This window comes from Oligoflexia bacterium, assembly GCA_034439615.1.
GTDB lineage: Bacteria > Bdellovibrionota > Bdellovibrionia > JABDDW01 > JABDDW01 > JAWXAT01.
Genome location: JAWXAT010000066.1, coordinates 1 through 22,046 on the forward strand (window position 1 = coordinate 1; position 22,046 = coordinate 22,046).

Annotated in this window: 20 protein-coding genes; 11 read left to right on the plus strand and 9 right to left on the minus strand. The window is 38.5% G+C overall.

The genetic code is table 11. From position 1 onward, the window contains the following. Positions 1–310 precede the first annotated feature (310 nt). From SGI74_14415 to SGI74_14435, 5 genes are all read left to right on the plus strand, one after another. Entirely contained in the window at positions 311–1,171 is an 861-nt protein-coding gene (locus SGI74_14415) for a hypothetical protein (protein ID MDZ4678688.1), read from the plus strand. Then, positions 1,156–2,211, plus strand: a complete 1,056-nt coding sequence (locus SGI74_14420) for a hypothetical protein (protein MDZ4678689.1) — start codon at positions 1,156–1,158, stop codon at positions 2,209–2,211. Before SGI74_14415 ends, SGI74_14420 begins: the two co-directional genes overlap by 16 nt. A gap of 4 nt (positions 2,212–2,215) precedes the next feature. Continuing rightward, positions 2,216–2,767: a hypothetical protein gene (locus SGI74_14425; GenBank protein ID MDZ4678690.1), complete on the plus strand. Its 552-nt coding sequence runs from the start codon at positions 2,216–2,218 to the stop codon at positions 2,765–2,767. Positions 2,768–2,982: 215 nt separating this feature from the next. Continuing rightward, positions 2,983–4,545, plus strand: coding sequence for a S8 family serine peptidase (locus tag SGI74_14430; protein ID MDZ4678691.1), 1,563 nt, complete (start codon positions 2,983–2,985; stop codon positions 4,543–4,545). After that, positions 4,542–5,549, plus strand: a complete 1,008-nt coding sequence (locus SGI74_14435; protein ID MDZ4678692.1) for a hypothetical protein — start codon at positions 4,542–4,544, stop codon at positions 5,547–5,549. Before SGI74_14430 ends, SGI74_14435 begins: the two co-directional genes overlap by 4 nt. Here SGI74_14435 and SGI74_14440 read toward each other — a convergent pair whose 3' ends face one another. From SGI74_14440 to SGI74_14455, 4 genes are read right to left on the minus strand one after another with little or no spacing between them, the layout of a single operon-like run. Next, on the minus strand, positions 5,550–6,464 hold the full coding sequence (locus tag SGI74_14440; GenBank protein ID MDZ4678693.1) for a hypothetical protein: 915 nt from the start codon (positions 6,462–6,464) through the stop codon (positions 5,550–5,552). Between the two features lie 45 nt (positions 6,465–6,509). Beyond that, positions 6,510–8,216 (minus strand): ATP-binding protein, encoded by a 1,707-nt coding sequence (locus SGI74_14445; GenBank protein ID MDZ4678694.1) that lies wholly within the window; start codon positions 8,214–8,216, stop codon positions 6,510–6,512. Positions 8,217–8,249: 33 nt separating this feature from the next. Next, positions 8,250–9,617: an MATE family efflux transporter gene (locus SGI74_14450; GenBank protein MDZ4678695.1), complete on the minus strand. Its 1,368-nt coding sequence runs from the start codon at positions 9,615–9,617 to the stop codon at positions 8,250–8,252. 48 nt (positions 9,618–9,665) lie between these two features. After that, a complete protein-coding gene (locus tag SGI74_14455; GenBank protein ID MDZ4678696.1) occupies positions 9,666–10,202 on the minus strand; it encodes a hypothetical protein in 537 nt (178 codons plus the stop codon). 126 nt (positions 10,203–10,328) lie between these two features. On the opposite strand from SGI74_14455, the gene SGI74_14460 reads away from it, so the two are divergent. Together SGI74_14460 and SGI74_14465 are read left to right on the plus strand one after the other, a co-directional pair. Continuing rightward, positions 10,329–11,318: a nitronate monooxygenase gene (locus tag SGI74_14460; GenBank protein ID MDZ4678697.1), complete on the plus strand. Its 990-nt coding sequence runs from the start codon at positions 10,329–10,331 to the stop codon at positions 11,316–11,318. Then, positions 11,308–12,954: a hypothetical protein gene (locus SGI74_14465; GenBank protein MDZ4678698.1), complete on the plus strand. Its 1,647-nt coding sequence runs from the start codon at positions 11,308–11,310 to the stop codon at positions 12,952–12,954. Before SGI74_14460 ends, SGI74_14465 begins: the two co-directional genes overlap by 11 nt. Here SGI74_14465 and rfaD read toward each other — a convergent pair. Next, positions 12,951–13,904 carry an ADP-glyceromanno-heptose 6-epimerase gene (gene rfaD / locus SGI74_14470; protein ID MDZ4678699.1) on the minus strand — a complete coding sequence of 318 codons (954 nt, stop codon included), beginning with the start codon at positions 13,902–13,904 and terminating at the stop codon, positions 12,951–12,953. The genes SGI74_14465 and rfaD overlap by 4 nt on opposite strands. Positions 13,905–14,082: 178 nt before the next feature. Here rfaD and SGI74_14475 point away from each other — a divergent pair, with 178 nt between their 5' ends. Then, positions 14,083–15,495, plus strand: coding sequence for a sigma-54 dependent transcriptional regulator (locus tag SGI74_14475; GenBank protein ID MDZ4678700.1), 1,413 nt, complete (start codon positions 14,083–14,085; stop codon positions 15,493–15,495). Between the two features lie 132 nt (positions 15,496–15,627). Then, a complete protein-coding gene (locus SGI74_14480) occupies positions 15,628–16,770 on the plus strand; it encodes a DNA recombination protein RmuC (protein MDZ4678701.1) in 1,143 nt (380 codons plus the stop codon). Here the strand turns inward: SGI74_14480 and SGI74_14485 are convergent. The 3 genes from SGI74_14485 to SGI74_14495 form a co-directional block, all read right to left on the minus strand. Continuing rightward, positions 16,767–17,720 (minus strand): hypothetical protein, encoded by a 954-nt coding sequence (locus SGI74_14485; GenBank protein MDZ4678702.1) that lies wholly within the window; start codon positions 17,718–17,720, stop codon positions 16,767–16,769. The two genes, SGI74_14480 and SGI74_14485, sit on opposite strands and share 4 nt — an antisense overlap. Positions 17,721–17,896: 176 nt before the next feature. Next, entirely contained in the window at positions 17,897–18,856 is a 960-nt protein-coding gene (locus SGI74_14490; protein MDZ4678703.1) for a hypothetical protein, read from the minus strand. A 10-nt stretch (positions 18,857–18,866) separates the two neighbouring features. Beyond that, entirely contained in the window at positions 18,867–19,463 is a 597-nt protein-coding gene (locus tag SGI74_14495) for an outer membrane beta-barrel protein (protein ID MDZ4678704.1), read from the minus strand. Positions 19,464–19,562: 99 nt separating this feature from the next. On the opposite strand from SGI74_14495, the gene SGI74_14500 reads away from it, so the two are divergent. Together SGI74_14500 and SGI74_14505 are read left to right on the plus strand one after the other, a co-directional pair. Then, positions 19,563–20,651, plus strand: coding sequence for a metallophosphoesterase (locus SGI74_14500; GenBank protein ID MDZ4678705.1), 1,089 nt, complete (start codon positions 19,563–19,565; stop codon positions 20,649–20,651). A gap of 154 nt (positions 20,652–20,805) precedes the next feature. Next, entirely contained in the window at positions 20,806–21,363 is a 558-nt protein-coding gene (locus SGI74_14505; protein MDZ4678706.1) for a transposase, read from the plus strand. A 292-nt stretch (positions 21,364–21,655) separates the two neighbouring features. Here SGI74_14505 and SGI74_14510 read toward each other — a convergent pair. Next, on the minus strand, positions 21,656–22,046 hold a 391-nt coding region (locus SGI74_14510), incomplete at its 5' end, for a hypothetical protein (protein MDZ4678707.1).

Here is a 22,046-nt window from a genome sequence, read left to right on the forward strand (position 1 = left end):
CTCTCTTTGAATGGAACAAATGATACTCATAATCTGCAAACTCTTTGTCATGGTCATCATAAGCAAAAACATTTGTACCAGTGAGAAGCCGATTATTCATCAGAGCGTGCATCGAATCGAATTGCATTGCATTGCATTGAATCGAATCGAAACTTCCAACAGCTGTTGCTGAAGGCCTCAACAATAAGATCAAAGTTCTTAGACGAATGGGCTACGGTTACACCAACCCGGTTTCTTATTGCAGAAAAATACTGCAGCGCTGTGGCTATCTGAACCATCTATCGATAAACACTGATCAATTCTTTTTCAAATGGCCCAACCCCGTTTAAAGCCGGAGACCCTCCTGTGTGCATCTATGCTTGCTGGATGTTCTAAGAAAGAAGACAAGAAGCAAAACACAGTACTTGAGGCTTATAGGCTCATTGACGAGCAGCGAACTGATGAAGCTATCGAGCTTCTTGAATCTGCAATAACCAAGGAACCCTCAAACACCGAGTACAAGGTAGTTCTGGCATCGGCATATGCACATAAGGGCGGAATAAAGGTTCAAAAACTAGTTCCGATCATCAATCACTCTGAAAAGCTAAAAAAACTTGGCGAAAAATTGCCGGAACTAAATAAAGCCGAAGCCAAGAGTCAAAGGGTGAATCAAGCGGCCTTGAATTTATCGGCGGTACTGGTGAGATTTGCAGGTTTCCTTGAGGCCTATGCCTCCGTACCTTTAGCTACCCCTAATCAGGCTACTTACATTCGGCATGCAATTTACATTTTGAATGAATTGGGAAATAAGGTAAAGCCCGAGGACGCTTTGTATCGAGCTGTCCTTGAAATAGTGTTGCTTAAGCACATATTAGCTGAGAATTTCGTTGGCGAATTTTTAGAGCCCGCTAACAAAGAAGAAACAACTTGTAGAATTGATTTAGGAAATGTCAACGATGCCGCCATTACTCTTGGAAAACTCTTGATTGATATTTTAAACGATATTGGTTTTTCAAACCCTGACCAAGCTGAAGCAATGAAGCGAATGGCTAACGAAACAAGTGAAACCGTATCGAATTTGACCATATTTTTTACTTCGGCGACTGTTGTTGATGAAGTTTCAAATATTTTTGTTCGTCAAGCAGCTGTACAGCATGGTTTCGGAAAGATCATTAAATGCAATGGGTTTTGACGAACGCTTTTTTAATTTTCTTTCTTGGCATAAGTGGCGCTCAAGCACAGACATTATCCTTCAGCCGTAATGCACGAACCTTTGAAACCCAGCATTCCAGTTTGGTTACGAAAAGTTTAGCGCACTCTTGTCTAACAATTATAGATATACCTGACGGATTGCCTTGCAATCCCTCGATGACTGCGTTGAATAAAAAGCCCCTGTTTGGTGTGGAGCTATTACTGTCAAATGGATATGCTTCGCTTGAAAGTGTGCGCAAACTGCTCGACGGGAAAATCACCCAAGAGATGGTTGACACGATGTTTTCACAAGGAAAAGTTATTCAAATCGAAGCCAATGCCGATGTTAATTTCAAATCAAAATATCTAAATGCCCAGTATACCCCTATCACCGTTAAAGGGTTTTCGGTCGTAAGAAATGAGGCCAATCCAGATGTGGAGCTTTACGCTATTGAAGAAAAGGGCTTTACGTTTCAATCAGGTCTTGAAGTCTTCAACGATTTCTACGCGGGCGTTCAAGCAAGATTCATAAATCGCAAATTTATTAGTCAGCGTTTCAAACTTGTTCAATTGGGCACACAGGTCGGGAAAGATCTAATCAAGCCCAAGGAACAAATTGCTACTTACATTGAACCTGGTGCTACATATTTTCTCGCCAAAACCTGGCGGCCGCGAGTTTCCGTATTTGTTGCAAATCTTGGCTATGTATCAAAACAGTATGAAGAACTTAAGACCCCGGTCGAAGCTCAATATGGATTAGGATTTTCGCCTCCCGTTGGTTGGGGGGATCTTGATATTAGCATTGAGTATCGCAGCATGAATTACGAAGAAAGCGATATTGAGAAACTAAGATTGGGAGCCCTTTATCACTTTGGATCAATGTATTTATCAGGTGGCATCGACGGAAATGGAATATCGGGTGGCGTCTATTATGGTTTGGATAAATTTAATGCAGGAATTGTGTATTCAACAACTCGATTTGTAGATGAGGAGAGTTTTTTTGCTCAAACGGTTTATGTGCAATTGGGCTGGCAGATTTAGCTTAATGCTCTTATTAGTGATGGCGATGATGCGAGTGACTCCGGCTCAGGCTGCGGAAGACTCCAGAATTGACTCTGTCAAATGGGAGCAGTTTGCCCAAGAAGTTGAAACACAAAAGGAGCGAGACTACAAGAATGGGTTAAGCTACATAATCAGTGGATCATTGGCTCTGGCGGGAGGAATTTGGGGAGCAAATATAACAGAAGATAACGCTGAAAAAGGTGTTTACACAGTCTTTCAAACGATAGGTATTGCATCAGTTGGTTATGGTGCCTACGTATGGAAGATCGGCGGTGAGGAGAGGTCTGTTTATCAAACACTTCAGAACACCCGTTTTACAAATGAACAGAAAAGTCACTTCTTGAAATCATATAATACTGAAAGAAAAGACCGCGAACGTCGAGATCGGCTGATCAGAGCTCTGACTCACGGATTGATTGCGGGACTCAATATCTATACTGCCTCCATTCAGAAAAACGATGGCATAAAGACCGGCCTATATTTCATTGGTGGAGTGAACCTCCTAGCTGCGATTTCATTTACGTTTGAGTTTTGATGATCAGTTTTGCAGGGTGAGCCAGAGCACATCATTCGCTATTCCTGGCCACTTTACCCAACAGCGGCTAACGAGTGAGAATGGTTATTAAAAGGCAATCAGGCAAAAAGTTCCCCCACTAATAGTCCGCTAGACTTAATAAACATGATTTTTGATTAACTCTTTTGCCCCATGAACCGACTCTATATATTGTGGGGAATCTCGAGGGGCGAAGTGTGTTTAGGTTTTTAGTTGCGCTCATCCTCGTCAGCAGTCTGGCGTGGGCGGACTCTAGTCTAGCAAAAACTAGAGTGGGGATTCACATTGCCAAAGATCGTTGGCTCACCCTCACTGACGGCACTCGCGTTACTCAGGGGCGAGAAATCAGTTACCTCCTAGCAAATCAGCTTTTTAATTTTTCTGAATTTGAAGCCGTATTACTTGATAACGATGAACCTGTTCACCTAGATCTTAAAGTCACACCACACATTGAAACATTACTTTATGCAAGTGGGTCTCGTAGTAATCGACTCGTGTATGGTTTTGCTCCTGATCGAGTGAATATTTTTAATTCAGGTATTGAGGGCTCACTTGAAAATGAATTTGTTGCATCGGGTGAAGAAGCATCTCAATGTATTAAGCCTGATTTTTTTGAAGGTAGATTTAATACCCACGGGTGGGGGCCATTATCAAGCAATTTTGGCGCTAACTTTGATGAAGGATTTGTCATTAATATTGCAGGCTACGGAATAGGTTTTAAACAGAAAAAATTTGAAATTAAAAATCAAATTCGATTTGCCATTGAAGATATGCGTAGTGGGAAAAAACAAGATTTAATTTTCGATATTAAAGCATATGGAAAAGACACTTTTATTGCTGGGAGCTATAGCGGGTTTGCTTTAGGTCTGGAAATTCAACGTAGAGAAACTCTTATAGAAGCACTGAAGAAAATATTGCCAATCGCTGTTGATGGAATCATACGTGAGGGGCTCATACCCCTTAATCACAAAGGTATTGTAGAAAAAGTCAAAAATTTTTCTGAAGAAATTGAAATTAAAATGCCTAAAACTCAAAGAGCAGCTGTGCAAGCTAATGCTTTAGGATCTTGTCTTGAAAAATCTGGTAATTGGCTCGAAGATTCAATTGAAGGCATATTTTCTTTTTATGCTTATTGGCGTTATAAAAAAATTCTAGATCAACCACTAAAGAGTAAAATTTCAGCACTCCCACTAAATGTCTCAAATATCAAAGTTGCAATAATTGATTCTGGTATTGATTATAATGATAAAAAAATCGGCAAGAATGTAATTAGATTTTCGGGTGATCAAGTTTTAGGTTTTGATTTTATCTCGTGGGACAGCCGCCCCAGTGATGATAATGGGCATGGCACAGCTACTGCAAAATATTTTCTGAAAACTATTAAAACTGATTATGCAATTATTCCAATAAAAGTTATTGGGCCTTTTGGCGATACACATAGTAGCGCTATCTATGACGGTTTTTCGTACGCTGTGAATCAAAAAGTTGATGCCATTGTGGTTCCATGGGCACCAGCTTTAAAACTCACAGAAGCCTATAAAAGAGGTGCACAGTTAGCGGCCCAAAACGGGATAGCTGTGTTTGTTGCACCAAAGAGCATGGAGCCAGGGGAAAATATTTTTGTAGCCACTGTTAATGGCCAAACTGCATTTAAGACTAAAGGTCTTGGTAAAATGCATTTGGAATTGCCCGCAGATGGGGTTGCTGTGGTCGATGAATTTAATTTGTGGTTGCAAAACACTAGGGGGAACAACAAGTGATAAAACAACAAACACTCAACGTTTTAGGAGCAATATCTTTATTAGCACTTCTTACTGCTTGCGGTGAAAGAATGAGCTTTAAAGAGAATATTAAAACAATTCAAGCAGCACCAGGTGCACCTGGTTCACCACCGCCATCCACTGAGGAATTATATGTCGATAGTACACCTCAGTGTGTTGTTGATTTACCCCATTTTCAGATAAGCGGAAATGTGAATTCCTTTGAATTTCAATCATCATTTGGAATTAATTTTGGTTACACTCCAGGTGGAAATTATTCGGGAACTAGCGGTAGTGTCAGTATGAAGGTATCAAAAGCGCAGATGGATCTCGTAATGATTGGCAAAGACCCTTTGACTCGAGCCCTGGCTACAAGTAGCAATGTAAATTCTAATCAAACTAAAACTGACCTTGGTCTAACAATTGATTTTAGCCAGTTCCAGGGGAATCCTAATTATTATCTCAGTACTCCTTTGGCTAAGGTTTCCCAAAAAGGTTTAGAACTTGCACTTAAAGATTTTAAGAAACAATCAGATCAACAATTATGGGTTGGTCGTATTTTGAAAAACATAAATAAAGAAGAACTTATGGTTAATCATGGTTCCCAAGCTGGGCTCATGAAGGGTGATCAATTTGAAATTTATAATGTTGATCATTTCTGGGAGGCAGAACCTTGTACAAGTGCCTATGTAGGCAGTAAACGTACAACAAGTGCGCCTGTTGCCATAGTTGAAGTTGATCAACTCAGTCAATCATCAAGTGTTACAAAATATGTTTTTAAAGGAAAAGAAAATATACGACGTGGTGCGGAAGTGATTGTTAAAAAATTGCAGCCAAATGGCAATCAAGCTAGATATCTTAAAAAGAAAATCACCCTTGGAAAAATATCTGCCAAACCATTTCAGTTACCTGGAAACATACTTTTTGATATGGAATCAGTGATTAACTCACAATTAATTACTACAATTCATGGTTCAGGCACATATTATTTTGAAATCAAATAATTAACGGCACACATTTTCTAAGCGATTTTGTGTTTGGAAATGTAAACCTAAGTGCGAATAGCGCGAAATGAGTGCGTCCTCATTTTGTGGCTTAAATTTTATTGGATTTCTTAAAAAGTCATTGCAAAGTTTAATTAGATTATTAAGCACCGTTTTTTGAAGTGGCTTTATAAGTACTGGTGGGTAAAGAGCTTCATCCCATATTTCAGAAACATAATCTCTCCAATCAAACCCTCGACGCATAACAGGCCCTTGGGGTGACCACGCGATGATAGACCCTTTTATTGGATCAACAACAGAATTAAAAAGACTTTCATAGAATCGAAAACCCTCATAATTTGCTACAAGATCTCCGCTTGAATAAACACCCGAAATTTTTAAGCCAAAAATGGCAAGTTCAGAACGTATTCCGTAATTTAAAATTTTTTCTAAACTAAGTCGTACGTTATGAAACAATTGATAATAGATATACCCTTCGGAGAAAAAATGACCTGTTTTATCAGTGCCAAAACGTGCTCCTCCAGCATAAACCGTTGGTGCACCATCGAAGAAGAAATTAAATCGTGAGCTAGATAAACTAGCTCCAGCGTAGATGCTATCTTTTTGCTTAATGTCTGATTTATTGATGTATATAGAATTGTTTATCCATGATTCGTAATGACTAAATAAATGGTTGTCCGAAAGTCTTTTATAGACTCTTTTAACAAAGAGGATTTCATTTGTGCCATCTATTGGCTTCCAATCTTGAATAACTGCGCTTAATTCTGAATTAACCTTTGCATTAAGTTTAAGTGTTGAATCTTGAAGTGGTGAAAAACGTTTTGTGAATTGATCTGTTTCCCACGCCAATACGGATTGAGTTGGCAGAAGTAAAAATAAAAGGCTTACGATTTTTGAACCTGTGAATTTGAACATGCAACAGTAGCTTTATCTATGGTTTGTTAGCTTGCAAGAAAAAAATCAGGCAGCACTTGTTTGAGGGAGTGGTTGTGCTTTAGGTAGTGTGATTATAAATGTAGTGTTCTTTTGTGTGTGATCGATTTCAAGTTTTCCATTATGTCGTAGAATAATACCCTTGGAAATGCTTAGTCCTAGGCCCGTACCTTTGCCTATTTCTTTTGTTGTGAAAAATGGATAAAACATTTTTAATTCTACTGATGCGGGAATGCCCAAGCCACTATCTTTGACTATTAATTTAATTTCTTTACCGCAATCTTGTAATTTGATTTCCACCCATTTTTCAGAGCGTTTTTCTACGGCATCAAAGGCATTATTGAGAAGATTTAAGAGTACCTGATGAATTTGCACAGGGGAGCATTCTATTGTTAAATCATTGGCTAGATCGGGTACTATAAGTTTAATGTTGTTATGCGTGAAGCGTTCGGTGCAAAGGACAAGAGTACTTTCGATAATAGATTTTAATGTAACAACTGAAAGTGGATCATTTGTTCCATCCCGAGAAAAGTAACGTAGCCCTTTGATGATTGCTGCAATTCGATGACTAGTTTTTAAAACGGTTTCTATCGTTTGAACAGCATAGGCATTATCAAAATCTTTGTCTTCGATGCGAGACTTTAATTGATCAAGTTTTAGTTCAATGATGGCTAGTGGGTTATTTATTTCATGAGCAATGCCCCCTGCCATTTCACCTAAACTTGCTAGGCGCGCCTGGTTTTGTGACTGAGCACGGCTATGATGAAGTTCGTCTTCTGCTGCTTTTTGTTCGGTGATATCGAGCATTGAAGTGATGATACCCACGGTTTTGTTTTCAGAATCATATATAGGGTCAATATCAATTTTAAGCCAGTTGAGGCCCTGTGGGCGTTTGACTCCGATATTACAATTATAGATGGGAAGATTTGTTTTTAATACTTTTGCCATAGGGCGGTCATCTTGAGTGATTTCTTCTCCCTCTTCATTGACAATCGCTAGGAGTGAAGAAAGTGCTTTACCTTTAATTGATTGAGCATTATCAGTGCCAAGCATTTTAAGTCCGCTTGGATTTGCTTCAATAATTTGGCCTTGAGGATCATGAAGTATGACGCCAACGCGTAAGTGTTCTGTTAATAGTTTAAAGCGTTTTTCACTTGTTGCAAGTTCGTTAAGGGTTCGCAAGTGACTCAAAAATGCGACGACATAAATTGAGAATATAGTAACTACGCCAAGTAAAAGTATACTTCGCGAAAAAGCTTCAACCGGTTCAGAAAATACTAAATAACATGTCGCTGAAGTCATAAAAGCGCAATAAACTAAAAGTGAATTTTTACTAGGAAATGCAGCGCTAATTGCACAGACAGTTACAAGAAGGCCTAAAGAATATTCAATGCTGAGATGATTGAGTTTCCAAATATAAAAGTAATGTGCAGTGATGAGCCACAGGGAAAGAATAAATAAGTATTTATAATTTCGTTTTACAAATTTACTTGTAAATGAAGTGACTACCATTATGAGCATGATAGATGAAATAATCAGTCTTAGTTTAATAGGGTCTATGTTACCAGGCACAAAATAAATAAAAAATATTGACCATAGAGGATAAAAAATCGTGCCAGTGATAGCGAGTAATCGATATGTTTTAATATCAAAGATATCTTCTGAGCGAGCCTTGGTGAACTTGCCTTTAAAGATTTTGAACCAATTATCTTTATTTAATAGCGTAAATTTCATTCATCTATAAATCGGAAGAAATAGCTGTTTTTTTTAGGTTTTTTGTAATTTTATTACCGTTTTTGAAAGTCTAGCCCATTGCCAGGTCACGGCGATAGCTACCAAGGTGAGGCCAAGAGTTAACCCCGTCCAAAGTCCTGTGATTGCAAACCCTTTAGTGAAACAAAGATAATATCCTATGGGTAAACCTATAAGCCAGTGCCCGACCAGGTTTGCATACATCGCTGATTGTGTATCACTAAGACCTCTGAGGGCCCCGGTACCTACTGTTTGAAGTCCGTCAGAGACTTGGAACAAAGCTGCTAGGATTAAAATTTCGATGGCACTTTTTATGACTTGCTCGTCACTGATAAATAACCCAATGAGAAAATCTCGAAAGACATACAAAAAGATTGCAGACAAAGTCATAAATGAACCTGCCAAAAAGATGCTTGTCCAACCTGCATGTCTTGCTTCATCGTGGTTGCCTTTTCCTATCGCTTGGCCAACACGTACAGCAGCTGCTGATGAAATTCCAAATGGAACCATAAATGTAAAGCTTGCGATATTAAGTACAATTGTATGAGCAGCTAGGGGAATTGCTCCTAATCTTCCAGTCAAAGTTGTTGCGAGTGAAAAAACTGCTACTTCAAAAAGAAGTTGAAAAGCTGCTGGTAACCCAAGGGAGATTAATTTTTTAATATTTAAGAATTTTGGTTTCCAAGAAGTGTTGATGAGCCCAAGATTTTTTCTGCGATCTTGCCATAAAGTATACGCGATCAAAAGCACAAGCATTAATGTTCGTGTGATGGTTGTGGCCAGTGCAGAGCCGGCTGTTTCAAGTTGAGGAGCTCCCCAATTTCCGAATACAAAAATCCAATTTAAAAAGGCATTTGCAAGATTGGCTAAAATCATGATTACCGTAATCATCGATGGATCATTCATGGCTTGCAGGTATTGTCTAAATGCAGAAAAAAGTAAGAATGGAAGCAAGTTTAGTATTAATATTTGAAGAAAAGGTTGAGCTTCTTTAACAACTTGAGGGTCAATTCCAAAGCTGTCTAAATAAAATGTAATGATAAAAAGAATAATAAAAAGTGGGATCGAAATAATAAATGTAACGTAAACTGATTGAACTAACCAATGATGACATTCATCAAGTGCTTTACGCCCGTAAGCATGAGAAACCAGATAATCAAGCCCTAAAAGTATGCCCATTCCAAAAATTGCAACGGCGTAAAATACAGCATTCCCAATGCTTACACCCCCAACAGCAGCGGCACCAAGTTTTCCAACCATAAATGTATCTACAAGAGCCATGAGCATTTGCCCTAATTGGGTTAATGCTACAGGCATCGCTAGGCGCAATGTCGGTGGAAGTTCTGATTTAAGAACTTGAAACTTCGTTTTTGAATGAGTCATAAGTATTCTTAAAGTATGAGATTTATTTTCTGAAGACTTTTTAAATCGTTAAACTTTAAGTATGCGACTAGCCAAGGCTAAAAACACACCCAAAGAAACTCCAAAGCTCATAAACATCGCAAGTCGGGTGACTTGCCCGACATTTTGTAGTGCTGCGTAGTTTAAAAAGTTTGGGCCAAACATGTTTGATGCAAGCCAACATAAAAAACCAAACACAAAACCATAAAACGCCATTCGAGGCACTTCAGAGTTAGTGGTCATTTTACCCACGATAGCGCCACAGAGAAGCGATAGGAATAAAAAGAAGGCAAACCCTGCAATAAAAACTGAAGGACCAGCATCGTATGCTAAGGCTGATCCACCAAAAAACGAATCAGCTTTGAGCCATACCATAAAGGTGCCATCGAAGAAGGGGGTGGCTAATATTTGTATCCACCAGAGCTTTCCAGAACCTGGAGGGGTGAAAAGCATTGAAATCAAAAGCAGCACAAATCCAGCAGCCACACCGCATAAAGCGCCTACGAGGACGCGTTTTTTATTGCTGTGTAAGAGAGAATCTAAGAGTTCAGTGCGACTTTCAGCCATTTTAACCTCCGGTGAATATAACTTTCGAGTTTTTTACTTGAATCAAACTTAAGCTAAATTCCATCAATGAGGCAAGCTGAAAACTACTGGACTATCATAAGCTGATGGCATTAAATTGTGATCACTATGAAAGATCAACTTAAACCTATTTCGACAGCGTTTACTCGCCTGATGGGCTGCGATTTTCCAATAATTGCTGGCCCCATGTTTTTGGTGAGTAATGAAGCCCTAGTATCTGAAGTATCAAACGCCGGTGGAGTAGGGGGGGTACCTTCGCTTAATTGGCGAACCAGCGAAGAATTCACTCAAGCCATTAAAAGAATAAAACAAAAAACTCAAAAACCATATGCTGTAAATTTAATCGTCAATAAAGCTAATCCACGAGTCGAAGCTGATCTTGACGTTTGTGTTTCAGAAAAAGTTCCCATGGTGATCACCTCTCTTGGAAATCCAAAAGAAGTTATCGAAAAAGTACATAGCTATGGGGGTAAAGTATTTTGTGATGTTGTAGATCTTAAATACGCATTAAAAGTTCAAGAACTTGGTTGCGATGGTGTAATTGCCGTATCAACAGGTGCGGGTGGACATGCCGGGCCCGTTTCGCCTTTGGTTTTGATTCCGTATTTAAAAAGTAAATTAAAAATTCCTGTGGTTGCTGCTGGTGGAATAGCCACGGGCAGACAAGTTTTAGCGGCAATAGTTTTAGGAGCCGATGCTGTACAAATTGGAACACTCTTTATTGCCTCAAATGAGGCGGGAGTAAGTGCAGAGTATAAAGATGCTATTATAAAGGCTGAGCCTGAAGACATTGTGTTAACCCGTCGAATTTCAGGAACACCCGCCGCGGTTATTAAAACTCCGTATATTGAAAAAGTAGGGCTTGAGATTGGGTTTTTAGAAAATCTATTACTTAAAAATCAGACTACAAAAAAATATATGAAAATGGTTCTAGCTGTAATTGGCCAAAAAGCTCTGGAAAAAGCAGCCCACACAACTACGTGGAAGAATGTTTGGAGTGCTGGTCAAGGTGTTGGGTTTATTCATGAGGTTTTACCCGCATCTGAGATTTTAAATAACTTAGTACAAGAATATTGGGAAGCACGCGGTGCTCTTTAAAAAGAGCGTTTTCTTACTCGTTATTTTAATGTTCTTCTTTAATTTTGAAAAGGCCTCTTCTCAAATAGTCTCTTTAAAAATCTTAAGCAATGATCAGGTTTTTGAAATTGAGAGTATTGCAGCTCTTCCCATAGAAAAACAAATCAACTATATCAAAAAGATAATCCCAGTAGATCTACTATCGACCCCTCGAAAAGGCCAAAAACATTATTTCAATTCTTTAGGTGAGCCTAAAATTTCAATTGAAATGATCACAAACATCGAAGGGCTTTACGGTAAAGCTGTATGTGCAAAAAAAGATGAGAGTGCAAAGATTTATCTTGCTGAAGATGCACCTCCTTCAACTTTGCTTCATGAATATATTCATTATCTTCAAATGCAAAAAGAAAAAAGATGGTGTGCTCTTGATGGGCGCGTTCTTGAAAAAGCTGAAAAACGCGAACAAGCCCTTTTATATCATCGTTTTGAGTATGAAGTTTTAAAAATTATTTGGGATTTAAAAGAAAAACCACATTTTAACTTTGAAGATAGAGTTATTTTAATCGAAGGTTTGTCTCGAGAAGCTAAGTTTTTAAAGTCATTAGGTATCGAAACACTTAATGATGAAGAGCTGCTCATAGTTGAGAATGAGCTCAGTGAAGTGAGAGCTAGCATTTCTGTATTATTATGGCTCAGTAGGAGCCGTAAAGATGCAGGAAGTGTGATGCAAAAAATGGAGATCCTCACACTTAAAGCTTGTGTCGATCAATCTTTTGGTCTTGATGAATTTGCAAAATTAAATGAGTGTATTGCTAAGCGGTGTTCTTTTTCAAAAATTACTTGTCTGCCCGTGACCAAAGCTGAGCTTGCGCAATTCAAAGACGACATACTTTTAAAAACTATTTACGCCTGGGTAAAACCCAATATTGACTTAAATTGCCCTGTCACCAAATTAAGAGACGAATTACTTGATAAAGTAGAAGATCCAACCCCTTGTTGGAAGAGTTGGTACTCTAAACGCTCAAAGCAAAAAAAATTAGAACTTCAAAAAGTTAGTGTTGAGAAAATGCGCGTTGAATGGAAGGCCCCTAAACTTTCAGTAGATCGAAAAATTGGCCTCTATGTAGTGACTCAACCTGAGGCTTTTGTGAATCATGCGTATTGTTATTTTATTTTTCAACATGTGGCTCGATTTGATACTTTGCCCATCAGTCAATTCCCTTATGCCGTTTTAGGGGCAAGTCTTAAATCAGATAAACTTAAAGAATATAGAAAATGGCTGACCAAAGAAACGGTAGGTCTTACGTGTAGTAAATTAGTGAAAGTATTCACGGGTGAAAACCCATCAAAACTAAGCGGGTATGAAGATAGTGGTAAGTATATTTTAATGATGAATTCTTTGGGTGCACTGACTGGTGGTCTCACAGGTTATAAAGACGCTTTAAGAAACGATTTTAATCATGAGCGACTTCATATTATTTATGCTGAAGATAAAAAAATCCGCACAAAAGTGAAAGCCGAGTGGGATGCGCTTTTAAGCGATGAAAAAGAAACCTTTAAGAAAAATCATAAAAGTTATGATTTTAGAAATGAAGAAATTTTACTTAGGGAATACTTTTCTTACACGCGACAAGCAGAGCCTGCGAACTTATTTTAACCTTTTAATTTTGATACGTAGTCTTTTACACCCGCACTTAACGATGTCATATGCGGTGTGTAACCAACTGATCTAAGTTTTGAAATATCAGCTTGTGTTTTGTATTGATAAGCACTTCTAAATTCTTTTGGTGTTTCGATCCAATTTATTTTTTCTGGTTTCTCTAAAGTTGCAAATAGTGCTTTTGATAATTCAGAAAATGTTCCGGCAACGCCAGTGCCACAGTTGTAAATTCCATTTTGTGGTTTTGCGATCATTAGAAAATCAATGATATTAAGAATATCTTTTATATATATAAAATCTCGGGCTTGTTCGCCATCTTTGAACATGGGGTTGTGAGATTTAAAAAGTGTCATGGCTCCGGTGGATTGGATTTCATTATAACCATGCCAAATGGAGCTTGCCATGCGCGCTTTGTGATTTTCTCCGGTGCCGTAGACATTAAAAAATTTAAGGCCGTACCAATGTGGTGGTGTTTGAATTTGAGATAATGCAAAGAGATCAAATTCGTGTTTACTTTTACCATATAAATTTAATGGCTGAAGTTTCATGAGCTGTTTATGGTCATCGCTAAAACCTTCAGCACCTGAGCCATAAGTTGCGGCAGAGCTTGCATAGATCATCGGTATTTGTTTTTGTGTGCAATAATTCCAAATACTTTTTGTGTAATTGACGTTCCATTCTTTGAGCTCTTCAACATCAGAGGCTGCTGTATTTGTAATAGCTCCCATGTGAATGATCATTGAGATGTCTTTTAAATCATTAAGCTGGGATAGAAATATTTTTGAAGCTTCAATATGTTGTGATGTGCTCACCAGCGGTTTAGTATATTTACGTTCATTAAAATATTTAAACCGATCGACAAGAATAAGTGGGTTGTTCTCTTTTAGACCTAGGTGAAGGGCTATTTGGCTTCCGATAAATCCTGCCGCACCTGTTACAATAATCATTGATGTGAGTCTCCCAAAAGATGTTTTATAACTTTAAAATGCTTGGTTTTAACTATTTAATCAAGTGGTTAACGCTACCACTTTTTGTCACATTGATTAATAAATAACATCTTAAAACTGCCCTAAGTAGTTTAGAACACTTATAAATCGGGCACATATCTTGTATTCTTATAATCCCATGAAGATACTAATCGTTGATGATGATGAATTAATGAGGCTTACATTAAAAACCGTTTTCAAAGATGAGCAAATCTCATTTGCCACATCTTTTGAAGAAGCAAGTAACTTACTTAATAAAGAAGTATTTGCGGCAGCTTTTTTAGACATTCAGCTTAAAACTGGAACCACAGGGGATGGAATAGATCTCCTCAGGCGGATTCGTGAACGTGATCCGTATTTGCCTTGTGTGATGATATCAGGGCTAGATGATAAGCCCACAATCATGAAGTGTTTAGAAATTGGGGCAGTTGATTATGTGGTCAAAGGGGCTGTTTCTCCAGAAGCGTATAAATATGCACTTTACAAATCAGCAGCTTGGAGAAAAAATCTTTCCGAATCAAACACCGGGCGCCTTATCAAAGGGCTTACACCCCTTGGTGGAATCAATGAAATCAGAGGTCAATCTCGAGCAGTTACAGAGCTTAAAGAAGTCATTCGTAAGATTGGAAAGCTGCCAGGACCATTTCTTGTATTAGGAGCCACCGGAACGGGTAAAGAACTTGTTGCTCGTGCTTTGTGGTCTTGTTACGGAGACGCAAATCGCCCTTTTATCGCAGTCAATTGTGCAAGTCTTCCTGAGAATCTTGTTGAGAGTGAACTCTTTGGATACGAAAAAGGTGCTTTTACAGGTGCATTAAATACTAAAACTGGTCTTTTTGAAGCGGCCAATGGTGGAGATATTTTCTTAGATGAGATTGGTGATCTTTCAATAGATCTTCAGGCCAAGTTTTTAAGAGTGCTTCAAGAAAAAAAGGTGCGTCGATTAGGTAGTGATAAAGAACGCCCCATTGATGTGCGCATTATTGCTGCTACAAATGTGAATCTTATTGATGCTGTGAATGAAAATGAATTTAGAGAAGACTTATTTTATAGACTTAATGTTCATCAGCTAAGACTTCCCACCTTGAGCGAACGAACAGATGACATTCTTGACTTACTAAAATTCTTTTTAAGTGTGAATGATCTTTCAGATGTGAGTTTTGAAACAGGTGCAAAAGAGTTGCTTTTGAATTTTAACTGGCCGGGTAACATAAGGCAACTTCGTTCATTTGCTGAATATCTTCGCTCGCATTTGAACTCTCAAGAGACTGTAATTAAATCTGAAATGGTTCAAAATTGGCTTAGCTACAATCAAGTGCGAGGCAAAAAAACTGCAAGTACAATTGGCGGTTTTCAACCAATTGCTGACGTACAATCAGCACTCGTTGGTAAAAAAAGTCTAGATGTAGTTAGTCAAATCGATGGACTTTTACGCTCGTACGTTGAGGCGGCACTTCAAGCTACACAAAATAATCGTAGCCAAGCTGCAAAAATTTTAGGTGTTTCTCGTCAAAGACTTTCTAATTGGCTCAATGAATGGGGAATTATTTAAGTAAAATCATAACACTTACCATAAGATTAAACTTATCAGCTTATAATACTTAAATGAAAAACACACATATTTTGACTGTATGAAGGCCCTCGTGTAAGGTGCAGGTAAATCTGCTTTATGAGGAGGCACATTTTGTCAACTACTGTACTCACTGCTGTTGTTTTGTCACTTATTGCGATCTTTGGTGTTGGATTTTTTGTATTTAAAACTTTGACCTCTGAACTACAAAAAGTCAGAGAAACACTTACTGGTGAGACAAATCAAAATCGCACATCCCTCGAAGAGGCAATGACTCGCTCCCGTATGGAAACAAGGCAGACTTTGCAATTTGTAATCGATGATTTGCAAACTCGATTAGGTGGGCTTCAGAGTTCTACTGAAAATCGACTTGAGATTATTCGAACCGAAGTAGATAAAAAACTCTCCGAAACCATTACGAAAAATTTTGAAAGTTTTGGCGCCGTAAGTAAACGCCTTGAAGAACTTCAGGCGGTAACCAGTCAAGTAGTAAGTCTAAGCCAAGGTGTTCGTGATCTCACACGCATTTTAGAAAGCCCTAAACTTCGTGGCTCAATGGGCGAATTTCAACTCTCAGAAATGCTCAAACAGGTTTTACCTGAAGACGCATTTTTTGAACAATACGCTATTGAGGGAAAATCAAAAGAAACAGTAGATGCCGTTATAAAACTTAAAGAGGGTTATCTCTGTATTGATTCTAAATTTCCGTTAAACAATGCAAGGCTTTTACTTGAGGGAACATTAAATGAAGATGAATCAAAGGTAGCAAGAAAAGCATTCGCACAAGACGTAAAAGCCATGGTAGATAGTATTTCTGAGAAATATATTATTCCTGAAAAAACTCTAGATTTTGCATTCATGTTTATTCCGGCAGAGAGTGTTTTTTATGAACTCCTTAAAGATTCAGTTTTGCATCAGTATTGCCTAAAAAAGCATGTAATCCCTGTTTCACCTAATAGCTTTTATGCTTACCTGCAAGCTATTGCGGTAGGGTTTAGGGGTTTGAAAATTCAAGCAGAAGCAAAAAAGATTGAAGCAACACTTATAAGATTAAAAAATGATTTTCAAAAATTCCAAGTTGATTTTTCAAAAGTGGGAAAACATCTTAAAGATGCTCAAACCCAATATGACAACGTCGAAAATCGCGTTGAACGATTTGGTGTAATAATTGGAAGATTGGGTTTAGAGCAGTCCAAAGTAGACCCTGTTGTAGAGCCTCCACTTTTAGATGAAGGCCCTCAAGATCTAAACACTTAAAATCTTGCAGCTCTACAGGTCACTGCGAATCCTGAACGTCTAATGTGACCACTGCTTAAAAGAATGTCGTATTGCTCACTAAATGAGTTATTTGTTTTTATGCCCACTTCATCTTCAGGGCCGCCATGAGTTGCGCAGTATCCGTATGATTGTAAGATGCGCACTACACCTTGCATGTAAGCTGTTTCATTTAAAACGCGATTACCACTAAAAAGCCCGGGTTGTTCTGCTTGAATTTGGTCTATTGCTCTAATTACAACATGCTCTAACGTTGGAGTTGCATGTTCGGTGCAACAGCCCCATACGCCCTTTGGACCTTCGGGGCCACCACATTCAGGCATTGGAGGTGCGTTACAACTTGTGCCCGCTGGTGGGTTTCCTCCTCCTGGAGTAACAATTACTGGAGTATGATCTACGGGATCAGTGTAATCTGCTGGAACGGTTTGTGATCGAGCTGCAGTTTGTTGTTCATTTAATAAACGTATATAAAACCTATTATCAGTAAGCAAAGTGCGTACAACTTGATCTGATTTTTTATCATTAATTTTTCTCAAAAAACGACTACGATCTTGATTAGTAGGATCTGCCTTTAAAAAAGTTCGTGTAAAATTCTTCAAAATATCATCGGCAGCATACTTATCTTTAACTTCTTGTTTAAATTCCTTACTTTTTGCCAAGTTTTCACCGGCATCACGAATTCCTTTTAATCCATTTTTTTTAATGTTATTAGCTGTATCTTTTGATGACGAACTAGATGATTTCCAAAGAATGCCTTGGTTAAGCATTTCAGTCATAGCTTCTGGGTTTATCTTAATTTTACCGAGTCGTGAATACATGGTGTTAAAACCATCTTCGCCGGATCCTGTTTTTGAACAGGCTCCTCCAAAAGACATCAAACCAACAATTACTAATGCGGCAAAAGATTTTTTATTCTTACAAATTAATTTCATATTCACACTCCTGACGCCTTGGTTTTGCAAGGGTGAGGCCAACGGAAATCAGTTTTAGAGGGTCTCTAAAACACCAAGGAGTCTAATGAAATTCGCGGTATCAAAAAACTAGACAGCTGTAAGTTTTATGACAGGTGCAGGAATGTGAAACGTTGTGTGGAACGTTGCGGTCTCAATTAGTATTTCCAATTATCGCTAAAATCATCAGTGAGAGTCGTGGTGTTTACGCCACCTAAGGGCCTAAATTTATCGGGCCTGCGACCTTGAGGGAAAAAATCATTTAAAACAGGTAAATAACGTTTCCAAAAGGCGCGAATAATTCTTAGTGCCGGGCCGCCAGTAAATTCTGATGGAATGATAAAACCATCGCGGTTATTGCAATTAATGACACTAGCACCTGAGGCCAAAGCAAGAGCCTTTGCTTGTTCGAGATCTGCAACTTTAAGTGTGAGCATCGCAACACCTTCTCGCCCATTTGCAGCACGGGTTAGATCAGTGTCATTTGTTTTCTCTAATAGATCTAAAAAACGATCCCCTGCTTGAAGTCTTTTGCCATGGGTTTTTCCAAGTTCTGCCCATTGAATACCGGAATTTTGTTTTTCAAGTACTTGGCTCCATTTTGCTGATGCTGACTCAAAATCTTTAATGAGAATATGAATTCCTTCGATTCCAAAACATGTGTTGGGATGTTTTAACGGCAACATTTCTGAAGCTTGTTGCTGTAATACTTGTGGTGAATTCATGAGAACCCAAGTGTTAAGACCTAAAGTCGTATCAGGCACTGTGAAGCCATACCAAAGAGGAACATTTTTTTGAGTATCTTTTGCGCTTCTTAGCTTTTCTAAAGGGTAAACTGTTTTAAGTCTGTGATAATCACGGGCAATATTATCTGACTCAAGCCCAAGGCCGATAATGGCATCTCCTGATTTAAGATGCTCATTGAGTTGTTGTTGATCGCCAAGAGTTAATAGAGTTTGTTGGCTATCAAATATTTCAATTGATTCAGGACCAAAATAAATCGATTGGGCCCCTGGGTCTCTTGTTGAAGGTAGGGTGCTAAAACCTAGGGCTTTAAGTTTTTTAATCAATTGCAGGGAGTTTTTTGTTCCCCAAAATACAGATTCAAATTGCAGCATTTAATCTCCTCTAGAGTGCGTATGTCATGCCTAATTTAAATGTCGTGAAGCTTCCGGTTGTGAGATCAGTTCGCAACCACATTTGTTCTTGAAGCCGATACATTCCAAAAATTCCTGCTCTGAAAAACATGCCTGACCCACGATTTGTATCGTTTTGGCCGTTTACATTCACAACAGCACTATTATTAAGGTAACTAAAGCCAGCTGCGGGGCCAGCCATGATAGGTGTGTTTGGAATTCTAAAATCCCAGCGAGCAGCTATCGGAATTTCAAATGATGAGCGAGTCACACCCATTCCAGAGACGTTTTCATTTGATGTCACAAGTGTGATACCAGATTCTAGGCTCAAGCTTTCATCTAAATCAGGAATCAAATTATCCATCACGCGATAAGCGGCGAGTGCTTGAATTCCAAGTGCTGGGCTATACCAACCCACAAGGCCAGAAAAATCCCATGGTCCATATTCATCGGCCCATTTTGTATCAGCGTCTGTGAGGGCGGCGGATTCTGCGGTTGGGTAAGATTTTGATTTAGGGGCAGTTGCTTGTGCATTTGCCACATCGATTATGAACAAGGCTATAAAAAGACAAAGTCCGAGTTGTTTCATATTTTGTTCCTCCGAATTTAACCATACGAATTCAAACGTACTGATTCAAGTAAGTTTTTAAGTATTGCTACAAGCCCCTTGTCTTGGCATGATTATGAGATGAAACGTCACATAAAATTGGTGATAAGCGATTGTCATCTAGGCACGGGAGCCACACTTTCTGATGGGGGAGTGAATCCGCTTGAAGACTTTCGTAAAGACGATAAGTTTGTTGAGTTTCTTGAATTTTATACTTCAGGCGAATACCTTGGTAGCACTGTTGAGCTGATTATCAATGGTGATTTTTTTGATATGCTTCAGACTAGAACTACTTCGAGTACGCCCTATGAAATCATAGAAAATATTGCGGTGTATAAAATAAGGCGAATTCTAAAAGGACACCCCAAGGTAATTAATGCCATGAAGCAGTTTATCCAAAAAGGCTTCAAAATTAAAATGATCTGGGGAAATCACGACGCAGGTCTTTGGTGGCCAGGAGTCCAAGAAGAAATAAAAAATACGATTAGCCCTGAATTAGAGATTTTGTTTGTGCCTTATGAATTTGATGAAATTCGCATTGAGCATGGTCATCAATATGAAATCATCCATCACTTTGATGTAGATCGCATCTTTATTGAAGCTAAAGGCAGAAAAATTCTCAATTATCCTTTTGGAAGTTTTTTTGTCGGAGGGTTTTTAACTCCACTTAAAATCAAGCGCAATTACATTTCACAAGTGGTTCCGTTTAATAAATTTCTTCGCTGGGCATTTATTTTTGATTTTTGGTTCGCAGTGACTCACGGTTTTAGAGTGATGTGGTTTTTCTTTAAGATGCGTTTTATTTATCATCCACTCAGATTCGCAAGACTTTCAAAAACAATTAAGATCATGTTTGAAATTTTTAAGCGCCCCAACTTTGTCAATCTTGCACCTGAAATAATGCAAAAGCACAACGCTCAGGTTTTAATCATGGGGCATAATCATCAACCCACTCATCGTCATTATCATGATGGAAGACAATACATAAACACAGGTACATGGACAGACATCACAAGTTTTGACCCTGGAAGTTTAGGTCGTATGTCACGACCCACGTATGCTTACATTGAATACCCCGAAGGTGTAACGCCAGGGCAAGGTGTTATTCCAAAAGTTGCTTTACGTATTTGGCGTGGCAAACATCATGAGTGGGAAGAATTTGAGCTTTAAAGCTAGCGGGAAAACCTTGCTGGTCACTAGATGCCTCGCATTGATTTTCAATACATAGGTCTTGCATTACAGGTTCTTAATCAATTCAGGTTTTATGTCATTTTACTTTAAGAATTCTTTGACAATTTGTAGTTTATTTCATACCTTCGTTCACATGAAACAATCAGTATTCCTCAAAAAAAGTAATAAATCATATGGCGGAGAGCTTTTGAAAACCAGAAAAGGCAGATCTCAGCCCCGCCCCCTTGATACAAGAAATACAATGCATCTTGTTTTAAGATCATCTAAAGCCACAGGAGAATGGTCTTTTAAGAAAACCAAGAATGAGATTAAGATTCGTGAGATTGTTTCTAAATTCTCAACAAAATATGGAGTTAGAATTCTTTCCTTAGCTAATGTGGGCAACCACTTACACTTTCAAATAAAACTGAGTAACCGTTTTGCTTATAAGCCTTTTATAAGAGCTATAACCGCAGCCATTGCTATGGGTGTGACAGGCACAAGTCGTTGGAATAAATTGAAGAAAGAGGCTAAAGATCGTTTTTGGGATTACAGACCATTCACTAGAGTTGTTCAAAGTTTCAGAGCGTTTCTCAATCTTCGTGATTACATTCAAATCAATCAGCTAGAAGGGTTAGGTACAAGTAGAGTTGAAGCGCGATTTATTTTAGAGTCCAAATCCTTTCGAACGGCCTATGGTGATTCTTGCTAGATAGAAGATAGTATATCGGTGGTTCTTGTTAGATTGAATAATGTAAATTAAGGATGAACAAAACCACTAGGGCCTGTTGAATAAGTCAATTTTCCATTCTCAAATCAAAACGGCCGTTCAGCCACCATTGAAATTTCCAAAAAATTGAGGTTTTTCAACAGGCCCACTACACAAGAAGTGCTACGACTTCTTATTTGCTTTGATAGTGTGCTTTGAGTTTTTTATTGTCAATAATGGCTTGATTACTTGATCAAACATTTTGAATTATCATGACCAAATACTTTGGACTACCTTACGAGTCATGTGCCGAACCAAACGTGTTTCGAGATAAATCCTGGAATAATTTAAGTTCGATCATGGGAGCTGCAGTAATAGAAAATAGCTCATGCTTTTGAGTACTTTGCTCTAAGCCCTGAAGTAAACTCTCACCACTATTTTTTTGAAACCCAAAGCAGCCCCAAATCCACGGGCTGTTAGTTTTATCTGGCTTTTCAATAATACCTACGACTTGATGCTGAGTTTGTGGATGAGGTTTCGGCTGAGGGTGATGAAGAGTTGGATGCTGAGCTTTTTCAAAGCTACTTTGCTCATGCTCATGCTCATGCTCATGCTCATGCTCATGCTCATGCTCATGCTCATGCTCATGCTCATGCTCATGCTCATGCTCATGCTCATGCTCATGC

Bases quoted from the DNA above. Each gene is read 5' to 3' on its own strand.
- SGI74_14460 (MDZ4678697.1), top strand. From the start codon at position 10,329: ATGAAAGATCAACTTAAACCTATTTCGACAGCGTTTACTCGCCTGATG.
- SGI74_14440 (MDZ4678693.1), bottom strand. From the start codon at position 6,464: ATGTTCAAATTCACAGGTTCAAAAATCGTAAGCCTTTTATTTTTACTT.
- rfaD (MDZ4678699.1), bottom strand. From the start codon at position 13,904: ATGATTATTGTAACAGGTGCGGCAGGATTTATCGGAAGCCAAATAGCC.
- SGI74_14485 (MDZ4678702.1), bottom strand. From the start codon at position 17,720: ATGAAATTAATTTGTAAGAATAAAAAATCTTTTGCCGCATTAGTAATT.
- SGI74_14495 (MDZ4678704.1), bottom strand. From the start codon at position 19,463: ATGAAACAACTCGGACTTTGTCTTTTTATAGCCTTGTTCATAATCGAT.
- SGI74_14475 (MDZ4678700.1), top strand. From the start codon at position 14,083: ATGAAGATACTAATCGTTGATGATGATGAATTAATGAGGCTTACATTA.
- SGI74_14500 (MDZ4678705.1), top strand. From the start codon at position 19,563: ATGAAACGTCACATAAAATTGGTGATAAGCGATTGTCATCTAGGCACG.
- SGI74_14490 (MDZ4678703.1), bottom strand. From the start codon at position 18,856: ATGCTGCAATTTGAATCTGTATTTTGGGGAACAAAAAACTCCCTGCAA.
- SGI74_14425 (MDZ4678690.1), top strand. From the start codon at position 2,216: ATGCTCTTATTAGTGATGGCGATGATGCGAGTGACTCCGGCTCAGGCT.
- SGI74_14445 (MDZ4678694.1), bottom strand. From the start codon at position 8,216: ATGAAATTTACGCTATTAAATAAAGATAATTGGTTCAAAATCTTTAAA.
- SGI74_14505 (MDZ4678706.1), top strand. From the start codon at position 20,806: ATGAAACAATCAGTATTCCTCAAAAAAAGTAATAAATCATATGGCGGA.
- SGI74_14455 (MDZ4678696.1), bottom strand. From the start codon at position 10,202: ATGGCTGAAAGTCGCACTGAACTCTTAGATTCTCTCTTACACAGCAAT.
- SGI74_14415 (MDZ4678688.1), top strand. From the start codon at position 311: ATGGCCCAACCCCGTTTAAAGCCGGAGACCCTCCTGTGTGCATCTATG.
- SGI74_14450 (MDZ4678695.1), bottom strand. From the start codon at position 9,617: ATGACTCATTCAAAAACGAAGTTTCAAGTTCTTAAATCAGAACTTCCA.
- SGI74_14420 (MDZ4678689.1), top strand. From the start codon at position 1,156: ATGCAATGGGTTTTGACGAACGCTTTTTTAATTTTCTTTCTTGGCATA.